The 22,250-nt window shown below is 67.2% G+C and carries 20 protein-coding genes; 8 read left to right on the top strand and 12 right to left on the bottom strand.

Annotated features, from left to right (window positions below; genetic code table 11):
* Window positions 1-16: 16 nt before the first annotated feature.
* The 5 genes from V7Z98_RS15910 to V7Z98_RS15930 form a co-directional block, all read right to left on the bottom strand.
* A complete protein-coding gene (locus tag V7Z98_RS15910; protein WP_334159062.1) occupies window positions 17-682 on the bottom strand; it encodes a site-2 protease family protein in 666 nt (221 codons plus the stop codon).
* A 58-nt stretch (window positions 683-740) separates the two neighbouring features.
* Window positions 741-1,373: an L-threonylcarbamoyladenylate synthase gene (locus V7Z98_RS15915; RefSeq protein WP_334159042.1), complete on the bottom strand. Its 633-nt coding sequence runs from the start codon at window positions 1,371-1,373 to the stop codon at window positions 741-743.
* A gap of 48 nt (window positions 1,374-1,421) precedes the next feature.
* Window positions 1,422-2,249: a 3',5'-nucleoside bisphosphate phosphatase gene (locus V7Z98_RS15920; RefSeq protein ID WP_293264700.1), complete on the bottom strand. Its 828-nt coding sequence runs from the start codon at window positions 2,247-2,249 to the stop codon at window positions 1,422-1,424.
* Window positions 2,250-2,571: 322 nt separating this feature from the next.
* Entirely contained in the window at window positions 2,572-3,045 is a 474-nt protein-coding gene (gene bfr / locus V7Z98_RS15925) for a bacterioferritin (protein ID WP_293264702.1), read from the bottom strand.
* Window positions 3,046-3,178: 133 nt separating this feature from the next.
* The gene (locus tag V7Z98_RS15930; RefSeq protein WP_293264704.1) at window positions 3,179-3,385 is read right to left on the bottom strand and encodes a (2Fe-2S)-binding protein; all 207 of its coding nucleotides are present in this window, start codon (window positions 3,383-3,385) and stop codon (window positions 3,179-3,181) included.
* A gap of 271 nt (window positions 3,386-3,656) precedes the next feature.
* Here V7Z98_RS15930 and gcvH point away from each other — a divergent pair, with 271 nt between their 5' ends.
* On the top strand, window positions 3,657-4,034 hold the full coding sequence (gene gcvH / locus V7Z98_RS15935) for a glycine cleavage system protein GcvH (RefSeq protein WP_293264706.1): 378 nt from the start codon (window positions 3,657-3,659) through the stop codon (window positions 4,032-4,034).
* 40 nt (window positions 4,035-4,074) lie between these two features.
* Window positions 4,075-4,599 (top strand): gamma carbonic anhydrase family protein, encoded by a 525-nt coding sequence (locus V7Z98_RS15940; protein WP_334159045.1) that lies wholly within the window; start codon window positions 4,075-4,077, stop codon window positions 4,597-4,599.
* 83 nt (window positions 4,600-4,682) lie between these two features.
* Here V7Z98_RS15940 and fliW read toward each other — a convergent pair whose 3' ends face one another.
* On the bottom strand, window positions 4,683-5,117 hold the full coding sequence (gene fliW, locus V7Z98_RS15945; protein ID WP_334159046.1) for a flagellar assembly protein FliW: 435 nt from the start codon (window positions 5,115-5,117) through the stop codon (window positions 4,683-4,685).
* Between the two features lie 137 nt (window positions 5,118-5,254).
* Between fliW and V7Z98_RS15950 the strand changes: the two genes are divergently transcribed.
* The 5 genes from V7Z98_RS15950 to hslO all read left to right on the top strand — a co-directional run bounded on the left by V7Z98_RS15950 (window position 5,255) and on the right by hslO (window position 15,172).
* Window positions 5,255-8,401 (top strand): PAS domain-containing sensor histidine kinase, encoded by a 3,147-nt coding sequence (locus tag V7Z98_RS15950; RefSeq protein ID WP_334159048.1) that lies wholly within the window; start codon window positions 5,255-5,257, stop codon window positions 8,399-8,401.
* A 74-nt stretch (window positions 8,402-8,475) separates the two neighbouring features.
* On the top strand, window positions 8,476-10,737 hold the full coding sequence (locus V7Z98_RS15955; protein WP_334159050.1) for a two-component system response regulator: 2,262 nt from the start codon (window positions 8,476-8,478) through the stop codon (window positions 10,735-10,737).
* 274 nt (window positions 10,738-11,011) lie between these two features.
* Entirely contained in the window at window positions 11,012-13,366 is a 2,355-nt protein-coding gene (locus tag V7Z98_RS15960; protein ID WP_334159051.1) for a Tex family protein, read from the top strand.
* A gap of 510 nt (window positions 13,367-13,876) precedes the next feature.
* Window positions 13,877-14,227, top strand: a complete 351-nt coding sequence (locus tag V7Z98_RS15965; RefSeq protein ID WP_334159053.1) for an arsenate reductase — start codon at window positions 13,877-13,879, stop codon at window positions 14,225-14,227.
* A 21-nt stretch (window positions 14,228-14,248) separates the two neighbouring features.
* On the top strand, window positions 14,249-15,172 hold the full coding sequence (gene hslO / locus V7Z98_RS15970) for an Hsp33 family molecular chaperone HslO (protein WP_334159054.1): 924 nt from the start codon (window positions 14,249-14,251) through the stop codon (window positions 15,170-15,172).
* Between the two features lie 106 nt (window positions 15,173-15,278).
* Here the strand turns inward: hslO and V7Z98_RS15975 are convergent, their stop codons facing one another.
* A complete protein-coding gene (locus tag V7Z98_RS15975) occupies window positions 15,279-15,527 on the bottom strand; it encodes a hypothetical protein (protein ID WP_293264722.1) in 249 nt (82 codons plus the stop codon).
* 175 nt (window positions 15,528-15,702) lie between these two features.
* Window positions 15,703-15,963, bottom strand: coding sequence for a DUF2325 domain-containing protein (locus tag V7Z98_RS15980; protein ID WP_293264724.1), 261 nt, complete (start codon window positions 15,961-15,963; stop codon window positions 15,703-15,705).
* A gap of 298 nt (window positions 15,964-16,261) precedes the next feature.
* Here V7Z98_RS15980 and V7Z98_RS15985 point away from each other — a divergent pair, with 298 nt between their 5' ends.
* Complete coding sequence (locus V7Z98_RS15985; RefSeq protein ID WP_293264726.1) at window positions 16,262-17,419, top strand: NnrS family protein; 1,158 nt, start codon at window positions 16,262-16,264, stop codon at window positions 17,417-17,419.
* A gap of 28 nt (window positions 17,420-17,447) precedes the next feature.
* On the opposite strand, the gene V7Z98_RS15990 is transcribed toward V7Z98_RS15985, so the two are convergent.
* The 4 genes from V7Z98_RS15990 to phaR form a co-directional block, all read right to left on the bottom strand.
* Window positions 17,448-18,860 (bottom strand): FAD-binding oxidoreductase, encoded by a 1,413-nt coding sequence (locus V7Z98_RS15990; RefSeq protein ID WP_334159057.1) that lies wholly within the window; start codon window positions 18,858-18,860, stop codon window positions 17,448-17,450.
* Window positions 18,857-19,879: a patatin-like phospholipase family protein gene (locus V7Z98_RS15995; protein ID WP_334159058.1), complete on the bottom strand. Its 1,023-nt coding sequence runs from the start codon at window positions 19,877-19,879 to the stop codon at window positions 18,857-18,859. Before V7Z98_RS15995 ends, V7Z98_RS15990 begins: the two co-directional genes overlap by 4 nt.
* Before the next feature lie 170 nt (window positions 19,880-20,049).
* A complete protein-coding gene (gene rimO / locus V7Z98_RS16000; protein ID WP_334159059.1) occupies window positions 20,050-21,399 on the bottom strand; it encodes a 30S ribosomal protein S12 methylthiotransferase RimO in 1,350 nt (449 codons plus the stop codon).
* A 3-nt stretch (window positions 21,400-21,402) separates the two neighbouring features.
* Window positions 21,403-22,020 (bottom strand): polyhydroxyalkanoate synthesis repressor PhaR, encoded by a 618-nt coding sequence (phaR, locus tag V7Z98_RS16005; RefSeq protein WP_293264734.1) that lies wholly within the window; start codon window positions 22,018-22,020, stop codon window positions 21,403-21,405.
* Window positions 22,021-22,250: the final 230 nt, after the last annotated feature.

The following is a 22,250-nucleotide window of genomic DNA, read 5'->3' on the forward strand; positions in this document are numbered from 1 at the left end:
GGATGTAGGCTGAAGGCTACACGGGCAGCTGGAACACCGCCGCCAGCAGGCGCAGGGCCAGGCCGACGATGGGCACCAGCACCGCGCTCAACACCCCGGTGAACAACAGCAGCAGCAGGATGGGGAAGCCCCAGCGTTCGAGCTGGGCGAACTTCCAGGCGGCCCGGGTGGGCAGCAGGCTGACGGCGATGCGCCCGCCGTCCAGGGGCGGCAGGGGCAGCAGGTTGAGGGCCATCAGCACCAGGTTGATGTTGATGCCGGCCTTGCTCATTTCGGCCAGGGGCAGGCTGTAGGCGTTCATGGGCATTTCCCAGGCCAGCTTGAGCAGCAGGGCCCAGATGCAGGCCATCACCACGTTGGCCGCCGGGCCGGCCGCCGCCACCCACAGCATGTCCTTCTTGGGATGGCGCAGACGGCCAAAATCCACCGGCACCGGCTTGGCCCAGCCGAACAGGATGGCATCGCCGCCGAGCATGTAGCTGCTCACCAGGATCAGCCCCGGCACCAGCAGGGTGCCCACCGGGTCGATGTGACGCAGCGGGTTGAGGCTGATCCGCCCGGCCTGCCAGGCGGTGGGATCGCCGAAGTAGCGCGCCACGTAGCCATGGGCCGCCTCGTGCAGGGTGATGGCGAAGATCACCGGCAGGGCGACGATGGCGATGGTCTGGATCAGGCTGTTGATATCCATGTCAGATGTGTGGGTACGGCCCGGGATTCTAACAAACCCCCAGGCATCGCCCTCAAGGGCGCTCGAGCCCGAAAGGGGCCGGATCGCCACGGCCGGCGCGCACCAGGGCCGGCGCGCCGCCGGTCAGGTCCACCACCGTGGTCGGCTCGATACCGCAGGCGCCGCCGTCGAGTACCAGATCCACCTGGGCATCGAGGCGTTCCAGGATCTCCTCGCCGTCGTTGAGAGGCAATTCCTCGCCGGGCAGAAGCAGGGTCGACGTGAGCAGGGGCTCCCCCAGTTCCACCAGCAGCGACTGGGCGATCACGTTGTCCGGCACCCGCAGGCCGATGGTCTTGCGCTTGGGGTGCAGCACCCGGCGCGGCAACTCCTTGGTGCCTTCGAGGATGAAGGTGTAGCTGCCCGGCGTGGTGTTCTTGAGCAGCCGGTACTGGGCGTTGTCCACCCGGGCGTAGTGGGCGATCTCGGACAGGTCGCGACACATCAGGGTGAAGTGGTGGCGGTCGTCCACGCCGCGGATGGCGCGAATGCGCTCGATCGGCGTCTTGTCCCCCAGGTGGCAGCCGATGGCGTAGCAGGAATCGGTGGGAAAGACGACTATGCCGCCTTCGCGCACGATCTCGGCGGCCTTGGCGAGCAGGCGCGGCTGGGGGTTCTGGGGGTGGATGGCGAAGTACTGGGCCATGGAGATAAAGAGTGGAGAGCAGGTTGCCGGTTCAAGCGCGGGGGCGGATCACATCCGCTCCCATACCGGAGTCAGATTGTTCGGCAGGGGGGCGATGCGCCCCAGGTCGGAATAGCTCTCGCCGGGGCCGTGGAAGTCCGAGCCGCGGGAGGCGAGAAAGCCGAATTTGCGCGCCACGTGGGCGAATTTGTCCGTCTGGTCCGGGCCGTGACTGCCGGACACCACCTCGATGGCATCGCCGCCGCAGTCCTTGAAGGCTTCGAACAGCAGCCCCAGGTCCTTGTTGGACAGCCGGTAGCGGCCCGGATGGGCCACCACGGCCAAGCCGCCGGCGCCATGGACCCAGCCCACCGCTTCCTCCAGGGAAACCCAGCGGTGCGGCACGTAGCCCGGCTTGCCCGGCACCAGGTAATCGTCGAAAACGCTCTTTACGTCCTTGGCGATACCAATCTCCACCAGGTAGCGGGCGAAGTGAGCCCGGGAAATCAGGGTCGGGTTCTCGCAGTAGGTCATCGCCCCGGCGAAGGTGCCACGGATGCCGATGCGCTCCAGCTCGGCGGCCATGCGCCGCGCCCGTTCCTCGCGGCCGTTGCGGATGCCGCCCAAACCCGCCACCAGGGCAGGATTGGCCGGATCGACGCCCAGGCCCACCATGTGGATCGGCGTTTCGGCCCATTCGATGGAAATTTCCACCCCGGGGGAAAAGCGCAGCCCCACCTCGTCCGCCGTCGCCGTAGCCTCGGCGATGCCGGCCAACTCGTCGTGGTCGGTCAGAGCCAGCCAGGTGACGCCGTTGCCATGGGCACGACGCACCACTTCCGCGGGCGAAAGCAATCCGTCGGAACAGGTGGAATGGCAGTGGAAATCACAGTTCATGGCGCAGGTGATGGACGCAAGCCAGGCGCAATGGCAACGGACAACGGGCCGCCACTATGGAGCCCGCCGCGGGCGCAGTCGAGAATTAGAGTGCGGAAAGCGAAAAACGTCCGTGCGAAATGCCGGCATGGCCGGAATAAAAAATCCGGGGGCAAGCGGCAGGAACGACAGGACGCGGATCGGGGTGAAGCGGCCTACTCACGCTCCACCTACACGGCACTGCCCGCCGGAGCCCGGCGGGCAAGGGAAATCAGACTGCGATCATACCACAGCGGGCCTTACGGCCCGCCGCGCCGGGCGCACTGGGACGCCCAGCCACGCCTTATTCGTCGTGCATCTGGGCCTGGAGATAATTTTCCAGCCCAACCTGCTCGATCAGGGTGAATTGGGTTTCCAGCCAGTCCACCCGCTCTTCCTCTTCTTCCAGGATGTCTTCGAGCATCTCCCGGGTCACGTAGTCGCCCACGCTTTCGCAGTAGGCGATGGCGTCGCGCAGCAGCGGCAGCATCTGGTGCTGGAGCTTGAGGTCGCACTCCAGCATTTCCTGGGGCGCCTCGCCGATGTAGAGCTTGCCGAGTTGCTGCAGGTTGGGCAGCCCTTCGAGGAACAGGACCCGTTCGATGATCTTGTCGGCGAACTTCATCTCGTCGATGGACGAGTGGTATTCCCGGTCGTTGAGACGCTTCAGCCCCCAGTTCTTGAACATGCGGGCGTGCAGGAAATACTGGTTGATGGCGGTCAGTTCGCTGGTGAGGATTTTATTGAGGTGCTGGATGACCTTCTTGTCGCCCTTCATGGCCCGGTGCTCCTGAGTGATCGGATTTCCTCAAGGGTAGCACAGGGCACCCGCGGAAAAAGCCGCGGTTGTCAGCCCCCGCCCATCGTGCGGGAACGATGTGGGCACAATGAAGAATAAAGGAGCGATGCCCTCAGGCGGGTTGCAGCAGGCCGGCGAGGGCGAAGCCGGCACTGCCGCCGGTTTCCTCGCGCAGTTGGGCCTTCACGTCCTTGCAGCACTTGCCGCAGCAGGTGCCCACGCACAGGTTCTCGCGCAGTTCGCGATAGGTCGTGGCCCCCTGGGCGATTTCCCGGGAGATGTCACGGCTGGTCACGGCATGGCAAACGCAAACGTACATGGCGGCACTGCTTTCAAGAATTGGCGGACCGGGGGCAGATCCGTTTTGAGAATTATTATCAAACCAATCCGTAAATGCAAGTAATTCTTATCCAAGAATTGTAAGTGCTGTCGTAAGCGCTGTCCGGGTGTCCGCACCCGCCCGGATCGGCCATCGCCCCACTCCACCGAGCCCGGCGGCCGTTCCGGGAACGGGAGCGCTCCGGTATAGTCCCAGCCCAATCCATGATCCACGACCACCGGCCCGACTACGGCCCGCCAAGGAGAATTCCATGCCCCACGTCCCCGACGATCTGCGCTACGCCCCCGGCCACGAATGGGCCCGTCTCGAAACCGATGGCACCCTGACGGTAGGGGTGTCCGACCATGGCCAGGACCTGCTTGGCGACATGGTCTTCGTTGGCCTTCCCGAAGTAGGCAAGGCCGTGGCCGCCGGCGATCCGGTGGCCGTGGTGGAATCGGTCAAGTCCGCCGCCGACGCCCACGCACCGGTCGCCGGCACGGTGATCGAGGTCAACGCGGCGGCCGCCGACGCCCCCGAATCGGTCAACAGCGACCCGTACGGCACCTGGCTGTTCAAGCTGCGCCCCAACGACCCGGCGGAATTCGCCACCCTGATGGACGCCGCCACCTACCGGGCCAGCCTGTAACCTCAACCTGTAGCCTGCAACCGCCGCCGGAGAACCCGCCATGCCGATCTATACCCTGCCCGGCAAGACGCCCCGCCTCGACCCAGCAGCCTGGGTCGCCCCCAACGCCACGGTGATCGGCGACGTGCGCCTGGCCGCCGGGGCCAGCGTGTGGTGGAACGCCGTATTGCGCGGCGACAACGACCCGATCAGCATCGGCGCCAACACCAACATCCAGGACGGCTCGGTGCTGCACACCGACGAGGGCGTGCCCCTGACCCTGGGCGAGAACGTCACCGTCGGCCACATGGTGATGCTCCACGGCTGCACCGTGGGCGACAATTCCCTGATCGGCATCGGCACGGTGATCCTCAACCGGGCGGTGATCGGCCGCAACAGCATCGTCGGCGCCAACACCCTGATCCCGGAAGGCAAGACCTACCCGGACGGCGTGCTCATCCTGGGCAGCCCGGGCAAGGTGGTGCGCCAACTCGAACCGGAGGAAATCGCCCGCCTGGCCCAGAGCGCCGCCCACTATGTGGACAACGCCAAACGCTATGCCACCGGCCTGACCGCGGCCAACTGACGCAGCCGGTCGTAAAAAACGAAACGGGCACCCGAGGGTGCCCGTTTCGTTTGCCGGGGGCGCCATGCCCCCAGCCCAGCTATTTAAACCCGGGTGCTGAGGTTGCTCAGGGTCACCTTGGGTTCGATGCGCGGCAGCACCTTTTGCAGGCCCACGCGCTCGCGCACGTTGATCAGGAGGGGCGAGCGGGCGCTGACCCCCAGTTTGCCCTCTTCCTTGAACAGCACCACCATCACCGCCACGTCGTCCGGCGAGGCCAGTTGCAGGGCCGACGCCTCGTCGTCGCTCAACTCGACTTCGTATTCGAAGCCCAGGGCGGTGGGATCGATGATCTGGAAGGCCACGCCCGGATCGTCCAGGGATTGCAGGGTGTAGGTGACCGGCGGCGTGCCGGCCGACTCTTCGTGGATCAGCTGGTAGCGGCGACTGCCCTCGAACCCCAACATGCCCTGGGGAAAGTCGAGGACGGTGTTGGGATTGATCTCCACGGTGCCGAACAGATGGGTGGCTACCTGCATGAAACTCTCCTGAAGCGAAGGTGAAAGAGGGGACGGCGCGCCCGCGGGCGGCGCGGCAATGCTTTCATTTTGCATCAAAGCTGCCGAAAATGCCCACGACTCCATGCCCCTCACCGCATTCCACCGGACCTCCGCCCATGGCGTTCTCCCTGCCCACGGCCATCGCCGCAACAATCATCAACACGTCCATCCTGGCCAGCTGCTTCTTCTACCTCTGGTCCCGGAACCGGCAGCGGCGCTACCTGGCCTGGTGGGGAACGGCCTTCCTGGTCAACATGCTGCGCCTGGCCATCCAGTTCGTGCAGGACACCGCGCAGCGCCATGACGGCCTGAGCAACGGGCTGGTTTCCCTGGCCTTCGCCCTGGCCACCACCTTTTTCTGGATCGGCTCCCGCCAGTACGCCAACCGCCCGCTCCGCCCTCTCCCCATGGCGGCCCTACCCTGCCTGACGGTGGTCTGGGCCGTGCTGGGCGAACAGCTCGACCTGGGCTTCGTCGCCCGAACCCTGCCCCTCGTCCTCCTCGCCGGCGGCATCCTGATCGAAATCGGCCGCCTGTTCTGGCGCAGCGCCCGGCGGCACGATGACCGGCTGGCCCGACTGGCCGGCGGGCTGTTCGTCCTCTACGGCCTGCATGTCATGGACGCCCCTTACGCGCGCCTCCAGCCGGACCTGGCGCCCTACGGCTACCTGCTCACTGCGGCCCTGACGTTCTGCATCGGCATCGTCCTGATCCTGCTCGCCGAGCAGGAACAACGCCAGCAGGCTGCCCACAACGCCGCCCGGCTCCACGCCGAGTCCCTGCGCCGCAGCGAAGCGGAATCGGCCCTGCACGAGAGCGAGAGCCGCTTCCGGCGCATCTTCGAAGCGGTGGACAACATCGCCGTGCAGGGTTTCGACCGGAACCGGCAGGTGGTCTACTGGAACCGGGCCAGCACGGCCTTCTACGGCTACGGGGCGGATGAAGCCTTGGGCCAGCGCATCGAAGAACTGATCCTCCAGCCCGGCGAACACGCCGCCTTCGCCGCCACCTGCGAAACCGCCCTGGCGAGCGGCCACCCGCCGCCCCCGGGCGAGTTCGAAGCCCGCTGCAAGGATGGCAGCATCCGCGCCATCTACTCGACCCAGGTGCTCATCGCCGGCCCCGGCGGTGAGCCCGAAATCTACTGCATCGACCTGGACCTTTCGTCCCTGCGCCGGCTGGAGGCCGAACTGGCCGCCTCCCACAGCCGCTTCAACGCCCTGGCCCAGGGCTCGACCCTGGGGGTGTTCGTCACCAACCGGGAAATGCGCCCCGTTTTCTTCAACGAGCGTTACCTGGAAATCATGCAGCTCAGCCAGGCCGAAGCCCTCAAGGGCGGCTGGCGCCACCGCATCGCTCCCCTGGAGCGGGTGGCGGTGGAGGCCCAGTGGCAGGCAGCCCTCGCCAAGGGCGAGGAATTCGCCGGCGAACGCGAACTCCAGATGCCCGACGGATCGAGCCGCTGGGTCCAGATCCACTCGGTGCCGATCCGGGAAGACGGCGCCCTGGCCGGCTTCGTCGGCACCGTGGAAGACGTCACCGCCCGCAAGCAGGTCCAACTGGCGTTGCAGGAAAGCGAAGAGCGCTTCTACCGCATGTTCTACCTGCTGCCCGACGTGGTGACCATCAGCAGCGTCGAGGACGGCCGCTTCCTCGACATGAACGGCAGTTGGGAAGCCCTGTTCGGCTACACCCGGGAAGAAGCCCTGGGCAAGAGCACCTACGACCTGGGCATCTGGATCCACACCGAGGAGCGCCGCGAGCTGCTCGACAAACTGGCCAAAAACATCTCGGTGCGCAACCAGCGGGTCCACCTGCGCCGCAAGGACGGCACCCCCTTCCTCGCCGAACTGTCGTCGAGCCGGATCGAACTGCACGGCGAACGCTACCTGCTGATGGTGGCCCGGGACGTGACCGAGCAGGAACAGCAGCGCCAGGCCCTGGCCGACAGCGAAGCCAAGTTCGCCAACCTGTTCCGCGTCTCCCCCCTGTCCTTGGCCCTGACCCGGGCCGACAACGGCGCCTACCTGGACGTGAACACCGCCTGGGAACGGCTCCACGGCTTTACCCTGGACCAGGTGATGGGGCGCACGCCCCAGGAGATGGGCCTGGTGCCCGGGCCGGAAACCCTGCGCCCGGTCCTGGAGGCCCTGGCCCGCCACGGCCAGGCGGAAAACCACCCGGTACCGCTGCACAACGCCCGGGGCGACGACCTCGACACCCTGCTCTCGGGCCACCTGATCCGGGTCGGTGACACCCCGTGCATTGTCTGGAGCACGGTGGACGTGACCGAGCAGCGCGCCTTCCAGCGCCGCATCGAGGAACTCAACGAAAGCCTGGAAGCCCGGGTGCGGGTGCGCACCGCCGAGCTGGAGCAGGCCAACCACGAACTGGGCGAAGCCCTGGTTACCCTGCAACAGGCCCAGACCGAACTGGTGCGCTCGGAAAAGCTCGCCGCCCTGGGTTCCCTGGTGGCCGGGGTCGCCCATGAACTCAACACCCCCATCGGCAACAGCGTCACCGTGGCCAGCACCCTGGACGAACGCACCCGGGAATTCTTCGGCCAGGTGGAGGCAGGCGCCCTCAAGCGCTCTTCCCTCAACGCCTACCTGGACACCTCGCGCACCGCCTGCAACCTGCTGATGAAGAACCTGGTCCAGGCCCGGGAGCTGGTGTCCAGCTTCAAGCAGGTGGCGGTGGACCAGACCAGCAGCCAGCGCCGCCAGTTCAACCTGCGCCACGTGGTGGACGAGGTCTTCGCCACCCTCCACCCCATGCTCAAGAACACCAGCTGCCAAGTGGTGATCGACGTCCCGGCCGATCTCCAGCTCGACAGCTTCCCCGGCCCCCTCGGCCAGGTGCTGACCAACTTCACCACCAACGCCCTGACCCACGCCTTCGACGGCCGGGAACGGGGCACCCTGCGGGTCGGCGCCAGCCAGACCGGGGCGAACGAGGTGGAAATCCGGGTCGCCGACGACGGCATCGGCATTCCGGCCCACGAATGCGCGCGCATCTTCGACCCCTTCTTCACCACTAAGCTGGGCAAGGGGGGCAGCGGCCTGGGGCTGCACATCGTGCACAACATCGTCACCCAGGTCCTTGGCGGGCGCATCGCGGTGGAGAGCCGCCACGCCGAGAAAGGCGCCCTTATTGGCGATCCGCTTGGCAGCGGCACGACCTTCGTGATTAAAATGCCGATGCGAATATCAACCAATAACCACGCGCCCGTTGGCGCTGCCGACATGACCGCAGGCCAATGACCATGCCATACGAGAAGCAGCCGGCAGCTCCGACGGAACGACAAGAAAACCGACAGGGAGAGGTGCACCACGCCATGGATGCACAGGACGATACGCTGGACATCATCGAAGACGAAACACCCGTAGCGGGACAGGAAACCGGCCGGCAGGAGGCCTGGAAGATCCTGGTGGTGGACGACGACCCGGAAGTCCACCACGCCACCCTCTTCGCCCTGGAAGACACCCAGCTGCTCGGCCGCCCCCTGGCCTTCCGCCACGCCTACTCGGCGGAAGAAACCGAAGCTCTGCTGCGCACCGAACCCGACGTGGCGGTGATCCTGCTCGACGTGGTGATGGAAAATGAACAGGCCGGCCTCAACCTGGTTCGCCTGATCCGCCAGGACCTGGGGCTCCACGACGTGCGCATCGTGCTGCGCACCGGCCAGCCGGGCTACGCCCCGGAACTGTCGGTGATCCGCGACTACGACATCAACGACTACAAGACCAAGTCCGAGCTCACCCGCACCCGGCTGGTCACCACCCTGACCACGGCGCTGCGCTCCTACGAGCAGATCCGCACCATCAGCGCCAGCCGCCGCGGCCTGGACCTGATCGTCCGCTCCGCCGCCGACCTGTTCGCCCGGCGGGTGCTCAAGGGCTTCGCCGAAGGCGTGCTGACCCAGATCGCCGCCCTCCTCGGCCTACGCCCCGAGGGCCTGCTGTGCGCCCAGCACGAACCCTGCGCAAGCAACGCCGCCCCCGCCGTGCCGGACGACGAACTGATCATCGTCGCCGCCGCCGGCCGCTACGCGCCGTGCATCGACGCCCCTCTGGACAGCCTCCACGACGGCCACATCGTCGCCCTGATCCGCCGTGCCCTGAACGAGCGCTGCCACCAGTTCGGCGAGGACTACACCGCCCTGTTCTTCCCCTGCCCCCACGGCCGGGACGCGGCGGTGTTCCTGGAAACCGGCGTGGCCCTGTCGGAAACCGACCGCACCCTGCTCGAAGTGTTCTGCGTGAACATCGCCGTGGGCCTGGAAAATGTCGGCCTGTTCAACGACCTCAACTTCTACGCCTACGCCGACCCCCTGACCCGGCTGCCCAACCGGGTGGCCTTCGTCCAGGCCATCGACGACGCCCTGCGCGAGCAGCACGACGACCGCCAGTCCCGTTCGGTGGTACTGCTCGACATCGACGGTTTTTCCGAGATCAACGACGCCCTGGGCCATCAGCAGGGCGACCAGCTGCTGCTGGCGGTGGCCCAGCGCCTGGCCAGCCTGCCCGAGCAGGTGACGGTGGCCCGGGTTTCCGGCGACGTATTCGCCCTGCTCGGCCCCAGCGCCCTGCTCGAACCGGGTCGGACCCTTGAACTGTTCGCCCAGCCCTTCCAGCTCGGCGAGACGCCCTTCCTGGTGTCGTGCACCCTGGGGGTGGCCGACCTGGCCGAAGCCGGCGGTAGCGGCCTGGAAGCGATCAAGAACACCAACATCGCCCTCAACCGGGCCAAGGTCGAACGGCGCGGCGGCTACCACCTCTATTGCAGCGACATGTCCAACGCCGCCCGGGAACGGCTGCTGCTGCACTCCGACCTGCGGGCCGCCCTGGACCAGCAGGGTCTTGGGCTGTCCCTGCACTTCCAGCCCCAGTTGTCGATGGTGGACAGCCACCTCACCGGCGCCGAAGCCCTGATCCGCTGGCAGCGCACCGACGGCAGCCGCATCCCGCCGGACCGCTTCATTTCCCTGGCCGAGCGCTCCGGCCTGATCATCCCCCTGGGCAACTGGGTGGTGGACCAGGCCCTGGCCCAGCTGCGCCGCTGGGAGGAGCAAGGCATCCTGCTGCCGCGCATGGCCATCAATATCTCCCTGCCCCAGTTGCGCCACCCGGATTTCCTGCCCTTCCTGCGGGACTGCCTGGACCACTACCGCATCGACCCCCAGCGCATCGAGCTGGAAATCACCGAGAGCGTGGCCATGCAGGAAGTGGACCTGGCCCGGGAAGCCCTGGCCCGCTGCAAGAACCGGGGCCTGTGCATCGCCCTGGACGATTTCGGCACCGGCTTCTCGTCCCTGGCCCACCTGCACCGCCTGCCCCTGGACCGGCTCAAGATCGACCGTTCCTTCGTGGGCGACCTGGCCGCCCCGCAGCAGCAGGAAAGCGCCGGCAGCTCGATCGCCGAGATGATCGTGCGCCTGGGCCATACCCTTTCCCTGGCGGTCATCGCCGAGGGGGTGGAAACCCCGGAACAGCAGACCTGCCTGCAAAACCTGGGCTGCGACGAGGCCCAGGGCTACCTCTACGGTCGCCCCATGCCCGAGAACGAGTTCGTCGCCTGGGTCGCCGCCCGGCGCTGATCCCGCGCTGCTCCTATGCCGCCCATCGCGGCGGCATAGGAGCAGGGGCAAGGGCGGCATCCAGAACCCCACCGCCCGCCCGCGCGCTCCCTGGAAGCCGGGGCCGGGCCAGCAGGAATCTCCACCGTCGGCCTCCCGCCGTTTTACACGCCGCCCCCCCGTTTCCGGGACCGCGCCACACCCCGCCCCTATGTCGCCGACTTGCCCCGGCGGCGAGTTTTGGCCATAGTGCCGCCTCCGTTTTGCATTTGTCCCCCACTCGTTTCCGTCATACATGCTGCCTGCCATCGAACACCGCATTGCCGAGGAACTCGGCGTCAAGGCCGCCCAGGTCATCTCCGCCGTCAACCTGCTCGACGAAGGCGCCACCGTGCCCTTCATAGCTCGCTACCGTAAGGAAGTCACCGGCGGGCTCGACGACACCCAGCTGCGCACGCTGGAAGAGCGCCTGGGCTACCTGCGCGAGCTGGAAGAGCGTCGCACCGCGATCATCGCCTCCATCGACGAGCAGGGGAAACTGACTCCGGAACTGAAGGCCGAGGTGCTCGCCGCCGAGACCAAGCAGCGCCTCGAAGACCTCTACCTGCCCTACAAGCCGAAGCGCCGCACCAAGGCCCAGATCGCCCGGGAAGCGGGCCTCCAGCCCCTGGCCGACGCCCTGCTGGCCGACCCGACCCTGACCCCGGACGAGGAAGCCGCCAAGTACCTCAACGCCGAGGCCGGCGTTGCCGACACCAAGGCGGCGCTCGATGGCGCCCGGCAGATCCTCATGGAGCAGTTCGCCGAGGACGCCGCCCTGCTCGGCCAGCTGCGCGAATACCTGAACGACCACGGCGTGGTCGTCTCCACCGTAGTGGAGGGCAAGGAGAACGAGGGCGCCAAGTTCCGCGACTACTTCGACTACTCCGAGCCCATCGCCGCCGTGCCCTCGCACCGGGCCCTGGCCCTGTTCCGCGGTCGCAACGAGGGCGTGCTGCAAGTAGTGCTCAAGCTCGACACCGAGCTGGACGACGAGAAGCCCGCCGCCGGCAACCCCTGCGAGGGCCGCATCGCCCTGCGCTTCAACGTCAAGGACCAGGGCCGCGCCGCCGACAAGTGGCTGCTCGACACGGTGCGCTGGGCCTGGAAGATCAAGATCTTCCTGCACCTGGAACTGGAGCTGATGAACGAGCTGCGCGAACGGGCCGAGGAAGAAGCCATCCGCGTCTTCGCCCAGAACCTCAAGGACCTGCTGCTCGCCGCCCCGGCCGGCCCCCGCGCCACCCTGGGCCTGGACCCGGGCATCCGCACCGGGGTCAAGGTCGCCGCGGTGGACGCCACCGGCAAGCTGCTCGAAACCGCCACCATCTACCCCCACGAGCCGCGCCGCGACTGGAACGGCAGCCTGGCCACCCTGGGCGCCATCTGCCAGCGCTGCAAGATCGAGGTGGTGGCCATCGGCAACGGCACCGCCAGCCGCGAAACCGACAAGCTGGTGGCCGATCTGATGAAGCTGGCCCCGGAACTCAAGCTGACCAAGATCGTGGTGTCCGAAGCCGGCGCCTCGGTGTATTCCGCCTCCGAATTCGCCGCCCGGGAATTCCCCGATCTGGACGTCTCCCTGCGCGGCGCCGTGTCCATCGCCCGCCGCCTGCAAGACCCCCTGGCCGAACTGGTCAAGATCGAGCCCAAGTCCATCGGCGTCGGCCAGTACCAGCACGACGTGTCGCAAAGCAAGCTGGCCAAGAGCCTGGACGCGGTGGTGGAAGACTGCGTGAACGCCGTGGGCGTGGACGTGAACACCGCCTCGGTACCCCTGCTCACCCGCATCTCCGGCCTCAACGCATCCCTGGCCGCCAACATCGTCTCCTACCGGGACAGCCACGGCGCCTTCAGCGACCGCAAGGCACTACTGGAGGTACCGCGCCTGGGCGACAAGACCTTCGAGCAGGCCGCTGGCTTCCTGCGCATCATGAACGGCGCCAACCCCCTGGATGCCTCGGCGGTGCACCCGGAAGCCTACCCGGTGGTGGAAAAGATCCTGGCCGACATCAAGCGCGGCATCAAGGACGTGGTGGGCAATTCCCAGGTGGTGAAGGGCCTCTCCCCAACCAAATACACCGATGAGAAATTCGGCCTGCCCACGGTCCAGGACATCCTCAAGGAACTGGAAAAACCCGGCCGCGACCCGCGCCCCGAGTTCAAGACCGCCAGCTTCGCCGACGGCGTGGAAGACCTGAAGGACCTTCGCCCGGGCATGATCCTGGAAGGCGTGGTGACCAACGTGGCCGCCTTCGGCGCCTTCGTGGACATCGGCGTGCACCAGGACGGCCTGGTGCACGTCTCGGCCCTCTCCAACAAGTTCGTCAAGGACCCGCGGGACGTAGTCAAGGCCGGCGACATCGTCAAGGTGAAGGTGCTCGAAGTCGACATCCAGCGCCAACGCATCGCCCTGACCATGCGCATGGACGACGAGCTGCCCCGGGAAGGCAAGCGGGACGGGGCCCGCAGCGATGCCCCCCGTGGAAGCCAGAATCCGCGCGGCTCTCAGGGCAGCCATCGCGGAAACGCCCAAGGGGCGCGGAGTTCCAGCTCAGGCGACCTCGGCGGCTCCGCCATGGCCGCCGCCTTCGCCAAGCTCAAGCGCTGACCCGGCGACGCTCCCACAGCCCACGGCCTGGCCCCGCCAGCCCGTGGGCTTTTTCATGGGCACTACAAACGCGGCAAAGCCCCCCCCCGACACCAAGCCCCCCAAGGGGCGCCACGTAACGACTCGGCAAAATCGCTTTTCCTTGGAGAGCATCGGAGCCCCCTTGGTGCCTGGGTAGTTCGCCTGGCTTTTACCGGGCACGCGGCAAGGCCGATAGGTAACGCCCAAGCCCACCCAGCACCAATACTTGAATTTTTTTAATGTTTTGAAATCAGCGAATCGTCAAACTCAAGTACTGGCGCCGACCTTGTATTTTCAGCCAGCAAAATACATGAATATTTTTAATACATTGCTCAACCAAGGGTCGCCAAACGCCTCGCCCTTCCCCCTGGGGCACAGCCAGGGGTAACCCCTCCCCCACCGCGCCTTCGCCCCATGCCGGCGAACGGCCGCCCTGCTATCATCGCCCTCCTTCCCCGGCCCCGCCGGCACCGCACTGCGAGCACCACCATGATCAAGGTTTACGGCATCAAGAACTGCGACACCATGAAGAAGGCCATGACCTGGCTGACTGACCATGGGGTCGATTACGAATTCGTCGATTACAAGAAAGCCGGCGTGGCCGCGGGCCGCTTGCCCGAGTGGGCGGCCCAGGTCGGTTGGGAAACCCTGCTCAACCGCAAGGGCCTGACCTGGAAGAAGCTGCCGGAAGAGCGCCGCGCCGACGTGGACGAGGCCGCCGCCCTGGCTCTTATGGCCGAACAGCCGAGCATGATCAAGCGCCCGGTGATCGAGGTCGGCGACCGGCTGGTGGTGGGCTTCGACCCCGAGGCGTTCGCCCGCACCTTCGCCGCCCGCTGACTTTTTGACGAGGACGCTCCCATGACCCACGCCTCCCCCTCCGCCAGCGCGCCCCAAGGCAGCGTCGGCCAGCCGGACAGCGACTACGTCGCCCGTTTCATCTTCGACGACCTGGACATTCGCGGCGCCGTGGTGCGCCTCGGCCCGGTGTGGCAGGCCCTCCAGGCCGGGCGCGGCTACAGCGCCCCGGTGGCGCGCCTGCTCGGCGAGATCACCCTGGCCACCACCCTGGTCGGTTCCCAGCTGAAGCAGCTGGGACGGCTCACCTTGCAGATGCGCGGCGACGGGCCGGTATCCCTGCTCATCGTCGATTGCGACGACCAGCTGCGCCTGAAAGGCATGGCCCGGGCCGGGGAAAACGTTCCCGCCGGCCCGGTGCCGGCCCAGTTGGGCGATGGCCAGATTTTGCTCACTCTGGAGCTGGAATCGGCCCGCCAGCCCTACCAGAGCTACGTGCCCCTGGAAGGCGACACCATGGGCGCCGTGTTCGAGCACTTCATCGCCCAGTCCGACCAGCAGCCCACCCGGCTGTGGCTGGCGGTGAGCGAGGAGTCCTGCGCCCTGCTCTTCCTGCAACGCATGCCCAGCGAGGGCGGCGTGGCCCGGGAAAGCGTGGATGAAGATGGCTGGGACCGGGTGACCCACCTGGCCTCCACGGTGCGCGACGACGAGCTGCTCGGCCTGGCGCCGGAAGTGCTGCTCGGCCGCCTGTTCGCCGAGGAGACGGTGCGCCTCTACCCATCCCGGGGGGTCACCTATTACTGCCCCTACAATCGGGGCAAAGTGGCCGACATGCTGCTCGGCCTGGGCCGCAGCGAGGTGGAATCGGTGCTGGAAAGCCAGGGCGTGGTGGAAATCCACGACGACATCTGCAACCACACCTACCGCTTCACCGCCGAGGACGTGGCGGCCTTGTTCGACACCGCCGGCAAGACCCGGCATTGATGCAAACGGCAGCGGGGCGGGGCATCGAACACCCCGCCCCGCCGCCGTTTACCGCTTTCGTCAATGGCTCTTGCGGGACCGCTCACGCGGCCCACGGCCGTTGCCCCTAGGCGCCGATCGCCAGCAGGCCCACCACCAGGATGACCAGCATCCCACCGGCCATCCAGCCGGTGCGGCGGTAGAAGCGGGCCGCTTCCCGCTCGATCTCTTCCAGCTCTCGGAACATGCAGTCGAAGGCCCGCCCCGTTTCCAGGCCGAGGCGCGATGCCCCCACCCGGGTCAGGAAGTTCTCGACGCATTCCTCGCAGCCTTCCCCCCGCGAGCCCTGATCCGCGCATGTGGTGGTCGCCGTCATGGTTCCCTCTCCCCGAAACCGCCGGCAGCCCCCTGGCCACCGATACGCGCCTACTCTGGCCCGCCCGTGCTACACAGGCATGACAACCCGGCGACCGCTCGCAGAGCGAGCCGGAGCGCCGCCCCCTTTTACTGGCCGCTCGGCCATGGACGCTCACACCCCACGCGGCACCACCTCAATGACTGGTCAGCACACCCTTGCGCCGCACGTAGTCGATCTGGATGGCGTGTTCCCGGGCCAGCTTCTTCATGCGCTTGGCCAGGTTGTGGTTGATGTAGTCGAGCACGATCACCATGTGGTCGATCCGGGAGGGAAACGGCCGTGTCAGGTCCGAAGTCTTGCGTCCGGTCCAGTGCACGATGTCGTCGTAGCCCCGAGCCTCCAGGGCACGACGGGTCGGTTCGATGTGGTCACCACCAACGATGAGCGCTCGCATGACGGTTTCGGGCCTCCCAGCCCTGGCCGGTGCCGGCCGAATGAAGACCCGACCGAGTGTAGAGAGGGACGCTTTATGGCCGAACGAAATTAAACCTTTATAAAAATGCGTTTTCCGATATATGCCAATGAAGCAGATCTGCGCCCCCCGGGAGAGAACCCAGCGGCTCCGCCGGACAGGGCAAAGCAGCCCGGCCAGCCGTAGCGCCGCCCCGGCAAAAACCCCGGGCAGATCAAAGCAGCACCGCCCCCGGGCGTGATACATCTGTGCGCAACGTCACTTTTGCACCGCTACCGCCATGAAGCTTGCTGACCACCCCCTCTGGCTCGTCGGCTTTCGCCCCTTCTTCACTCTCGCCTGCCTGGCCGGGGTGGTCCTGCCCCTGGTCTGGGCCGTTCTGTTCACCGGCGAGTGGCACCACGCCCCGGCCCTGGCCCCGGTGCAATGGCACGCCCACGAGATGTTCTTCGGCTTCGGCTGGGCGGTGATGGGGGGCTTTCTGCTCACCTCGACCAAGAACTGGGTCAATGTGCGCGGCTACCACGGCGCCCCCCTGATCGCCCTGGTGGCGGCCTGGCTGGTGGAGCGCTACGCCCTGTGGGCGGGGGCGGATTGGCCCCGGCCCCTTTTCCTGCTGGCCGGCAACCTGTTCCTGCTGGCCATCGTCGCCATGCTGGCGGCGACCCTGGTGGTACACCGCAAAACCGACTCCTACAAGGACAACGCCATCTTCCTGGTGGTGCTGCCCCTCTTCCTCATCGCCAAAAACTTGCTGCTCGACGCCGGCACCTTCGCCCTGGGAGTGACCATGACCCTGGGCCTGTTCCGGATGGCCTTCCTGGTGATGCTGGAGCGGACCGTGACCGCCTTCATGAAGGGTGCCTTCCAGGTCACCCTGCCCCGCCATGCCGCCCTGGACATGCCGATCAAGGGCCTGGGCCTCGTCCTGGTGGCCGCCGGCTGGCTGCCGCCGCCACTGGTGGCGGCCGTCGCCCTGGCCCTGGCGGCCCTGCTGCTGGCGCGCTTCGTCCTCTGGCAGCCGCGGTTGGGGTTGAGCCGGATCGACGTGGGGGTGATGTATCTGGGCTATCTGGCCATCGTCGCCCAGTTGCTGCTCGAAGCCCTGGCGGTGATCCACCCGGTGGCCTGGGTGGGCACGGTGTCGGTGCACACCTTCACCTTCGGCGCCATGGGGCTGATCATCCCGGCCATGCTGGTGCGCATCTGCCAGGGCCACACCGGGCGCAAGGTGGTGTTCACCCGGGCCGACAAGGCGGTGCTGTGGGTGATGATCGCCGGCTTCGTGCTACGCGTGGCGGCGCCCCAGTTCTACCCAGCCGCCTACGGCCACTGGATTCACCTGGCCGCCCTGTGCTGGGCAGTGGCCTTCGCGGTGCTGGCCTGGCGCTTCGTGCCCCTGCTGTTCCGCCCGCGCATCGACGGGCGGGAGCACTGAGGGGCCTTCCGCCCCGCCTCGGCCAGCCTTACAGCACCTTGCCCGGGTTCATCAGCCCAGTCGGGTCGATGGCCGCCTTCACTGCCCGCATCAGGTCCAGTTCCACCGCGGACTTGTAGCGGCGAATTTCCTCCCGCTTCAACTGTCCCAGGCCGTGCTCGGCGGAGATGGAGCCTTCCAGGGCCACCACCCGGTCGTGCACCAGCCGGTTGGCCTCGGGCTGGCTGTCGATGAACACGGCATTGGCCTGGGCCTCGGGCTTGGACAGGTTGTAGTGCAGGTTGCCGTCGCCCAGGTGGCCGAAGGCGACGATGCGCACCCCGGGAAAGGTCCGGGTCAGTTCCTCGCCGGCGGCGTCGAGAAAACCCGGGATGGCCGACACCGGCAGCGAGATGTCGTGCTTGATGCTGATCCCGTCGATCTTCTGGGCCTCCGAGATGTTCTCGCGCAGAGCCCACAGCTGGCGGGCCTGGTCGCCGCTCTGGGCGATGGCGCCGTCGCTGGCCTCGCCGGCCTCCAGGGCGGCTTCGAGCAGGGCTTCGACCTCGGCCATCAGGGCCTCTTCGCTGCCGCCGTCGCTGGCTTCCAGGAGCACGTACCAGGGACTGGATTCCGCCAGAGGGTCCCGGGTGTTGGGGATGTGGCGCAGCACCAGCTCCAGGCAGACCCTAGACACCAGTTCGAAGGCCGTCACCCGGGCCCCCAGGCGCTGCTGGGCGCGGGAGAGCAGGCTCACCGCCGCCGCCGGATCGGGCACTGCCAGCCAGGTGGTGACGGCGGCCCGGGGCAAGGGAAAGAGCTTGAGGGCGGCGGCGGTGATGAAGCCCAGAGTGCCCTCGGCGCCGACGAACAGGTGCTTCAGGTCGTAGCCGGTGTTGTCCTTGCGCAGGGCGCGCAGGCCGTTCCAGATGCGCCCGTCGGGCAGCACTACCTCCAGGCCCAGGGTCAGCTCCCGGGTGTTGCCGTAGCGCAGCACCTGGACGCCGCCGGCGTTGGTGGACAGGTTGCCGCCGATCTCGCAGGTGCCTTCCGACGCCAGAGACAGGGGGAACAGGCAGCCCACCTCCCGGGCCGCCTCCTGGATGCTCGCCAGGGTGCATCCAGCCTCGGCCACCAGGGCCAGGTTGGCCGGGTCGATGCGGCGGATGCGGTTCATGCGCGAGAGGTTCACCACCAGGGCGGCGCCGCTGGCATCCGGCGTGGCGCCGCCGCACAGGCCGGTGTTGCCGCCCTGGGGCACCATGGCCACGCCGTGGGCGGCGCACAGCTTGGCGATGTCGGCCACTTCGCCGGTGGAACCGGGACGCACCACGGCCCGGGCAGCGCCGCTGTAGCGGCCGCGCCAGTCGGTCAGGTAGGGCGCCGTGTCGGCCGGGTCGGTGAGCACCTGGCCGGGGCCGACGATGGCCGCCAGGGCGGCGAGGAAGTCATGGTCGTTCATACGTAGCTCTCGATCGTTTCGCGCAGCATGGGCAGCAGGCGGTGCATGGCGTCCCGGCCCGTGTCGATGGCCTCGGCGCCCCGGTGGTAGTCCATCAGCCCCAGGTTGTGCAGGCGCGGCGCCACCACCAGGTCGGCGGGCTCCCCGGCCAGGCGGCTGCTGGCGATGCGCGACTGCATGATGTTGATGGACAGGGACACCACGTCGAGCATGGGCGGCTGGGGCGGCAGCACCGACCGGCTCGGGACAGGATCATTCGGATCGGCCGGATTGCCGCCCGTCCCGCTGTCATCGCCACTCCCGTCGCGCCCCATCCATTGGCGCACCGCCGAGGTCAGGCGCTGGCCCAGGGAACCGCCCGGGGCGCGGGACGTGCGCTGGCTCATCACGTTGCGGTACTGGGGGCCGACCCGGTCGGCGCCCAGGTCCACCGCCACCACGATGTCCGCTCCCAGGGCGCGGCACAGGGACACCGGCACCGGGTTCACCAGCCCGCCGTCCACCAGCCAGCGGCCGTGCAGGTACTTGGGGGCGAACAGCCCGGGCAGGGCCATGGAGGCGCGCACCGCGTCGGCCACGCTGCCGTCGCGGAACCAGATCTCCCGGCCGTTGGCCAGGTCCGTGGCGACACAGGCGAAAGACACCGGCAGGGTATGGATGTCCCGGTCGATGAAATGTTCCGAGAAGAACTGGATGATCTTCTCGCCCTTGAGCAGGCCGCCGGTCAGCGACACGTCGAAAAAGCCGAGGACCCCCTTCCAGGTCAGGGAGCGCACCCAGTGTTCGAGCTTGGTGAGTTCGCCCGAGGCCGCCGCCGCGCCGACGAAGGCGCCGATGGAGGTGCCGCAGATGATGTCCGGCGACAGGCCGGCCTCGTCCAGGGCGTGCAGCACGCCGATGTGGGACCAGCCCCGGGCGGAGCCGGAGCCCAGGGCCACGCCGATGCGGGGCCGGGCCGGGGTAACGGCAGCGGTGGCGGCCGTTGCGGCCAGGAGGGATGGGGCGGGCAGCTCGTTCATGGCGACCATCGTGCCACAGCTGCCGGGCGCCGGGGAGGCCCGCCGGAGGCGTTGCGATCCATCCCCGTAAAAACGACACTGCCCGGAAAGCCACGACTGGCGCGGCGTTCCGGGCAGGGGCCTACAGATTTGCAGACCGGCCGATTTGCAGACCGGCCAGGTTACAACGGTCAGAGCGGTTCGGCGTACAGGTCGTGTTCGTCGGAATCGACGATGCGCACCTGGATGAAGTCGCCGGGCTCGGCGTCGTGGAAGCCGTCCAGGATCACCAGGCCGTCGATTTCCGGCGCCTCGCCGGCGGAGCGGGCCAGGGTGCCGTCGTCGTCCACCGCATCCACCAGCACGGTCATTTCCCGGTCGATCTTGGCCGCCAGCTTCTCGGCGGAGATGTCGGCCTGGACTTCCATCAGTACCTGGCGACGCTCCTCGCGCACTTCCAGGGGCGGCAGGCCGGCCAGTTCGTTGGCCTCGGCGCCTTCCACCGGCGAATAGGGGAAGCAGCCGACCCGGTCGAGACGGGCGGTTTCCAGGAACTGGAGCAGCTGCTCGAAGTCCTCGTCGGTCTCCCCGGGGAAGCCGGTGATGAAGGTGGAGCGGATGGTGATGTCCGGACAGATCGAACGCCACTTGGCGATGCGCTCCAGCACGTTCTCGGCCGAGGCCGGGCGGCGCATGGCCTTGAGGATGCGCGGGCTGGCGTGCTGGAAGGGGATGTCCAGGTAGGGCAGGATCTTGCCCTCGGCCATCAGCGGAACCAGGTCGTCCACGCTGGGGTACGGGTACACGTAGTGCAGGCGCACCCAGATGCCCAGCTCACCGAGGGCCTCGCACAGTTCCTTGAGACGGGTCTTGACCGGACGGCCGCCCCAGAAGCCGGTGCGGTACTTCACGTCCACACCGTAGGCGCTGGTGTCCTGGGAGATGATCAGCAGCTCCTTGACCCCGGATTCGGCCAGGGCCTCGGCTTCCTTCAGCACGTCGCCGATCGGGCGCGACACCAGGGGGCCGCGCAGGGACGGGATGATGCAGAAGGTGCAGCTGTGGTTGCAGCCCTCGGAAATCTTCAGGTAGGCGAAGTGGTCCGGGGTCAGGCGCACGCCGGCCGGGGGCACCAGGTCCACGTAGGGGTCGTGGGGCTTGGGCAGGTGGGTGTGCACGTGGCCCATCACCTCGTCGGCGGCGTGGGGGCCGGTCACCGCCAGCACCGACGGGTGGGTGGTCTGGACGATGTCGCCCTTGGCGCCGAGACAGCCGGTGACGATCACCTTGCCGTTTTCGGACAGGGCCTCGCCGATGGCGTCCAGGGATTCTTCCACCGCCGCGTCGATGAAGCCGCAGGTGTTGACGATCACCAGGTCGGCGCCGTCGTAGGTCGGGGCGATCTCATAGCCTTCGGCGCGCAGCTTGGTCAGGATCTGCTCGGCGTCGGAACCCGCTTTCGGGCAGCCCAGAGAAACAAAGCCGACGCGGGGTGCCGCGCCGGCCGGAATGATGATGCCGGAATTCTGCTCGTTGCTCACGTTCTATCCTGCTTTTTCGGTTTTCTTGCCATCGGGCTTGTTGCCCGGGTTGGTTCCGGCGGCGCCGGGGGCTCCAGGCGCGCCGGGAGTCCCTGGAAAAGGAAAGCCGCCGCTGAACATGTTCCGCGTCTGGCTCTCGATCTGGGCCTGCATCTGCTGGAACATCTTCTTGCTCTGGTCCATGTAGGCCGACATCATGCTCTGCATGGCCGGCCCCTGGAAATTGAGGAACTGGGCCCACATGTCGGACTGCATCTGCTTGTTGTCGCCGTACATGGAGCGGGACTGCTCCTGCACCTTGCCCTGGAAGTCCACGAAGGCCCGCATGTTGGTTTCCAGGTACTTGCTCAACATCGCCTGCATGGCGTTGCCGTAGAAGCGGATCATCTGGGCCAGCACTTCGGTGGAGAAGATCGGCACGCCGCCGGTTTCCTCTTCCAGGATGATCTGCAGCAGGATGCTGCGGGTCAGGTCCTCGCCGCCCTTGGCGTCCACCACCTTGAATTCCTCGAAGCGCAGCACCAAGTCCTTGACGTCGGCCAAGGTGATGTAGGCGCTGGTCTTGGTGTCGTAGAGACGCCGGTTGGGGTACTTCTTGATCAGTCGAGTCTGGTCCGACATTAGGCAGGCTCCGGAGGGCAAGGGAGGAAAAGCGGACGGCGCCGAACGGCGCAGAAGACGCCAGGAAGCCGGCCGTTTTCGGGTCGATCGGTGCGAGCGGCGTAATTATCGGATTATACACAAAGCGAAAGCCCCGCCGGAGCGGGGCTTTCGTGCCATCAAAAAACAAGGCGGGGCTTACTGGTAGTAGAGGCCGCCGTTGATGTTGATGGTGGCGCCGGTGATGAAGC

This window comes from Oryzomicrobium sp. (assembly GCF_036820405.1).
In the GTDB taxonomy this organism is placed as follows: Bacteria; Pseudomonadota; Gammaproteobacteria; order Burkholderiales; family Rhodocyclaceae; genus Oryzomicrobium.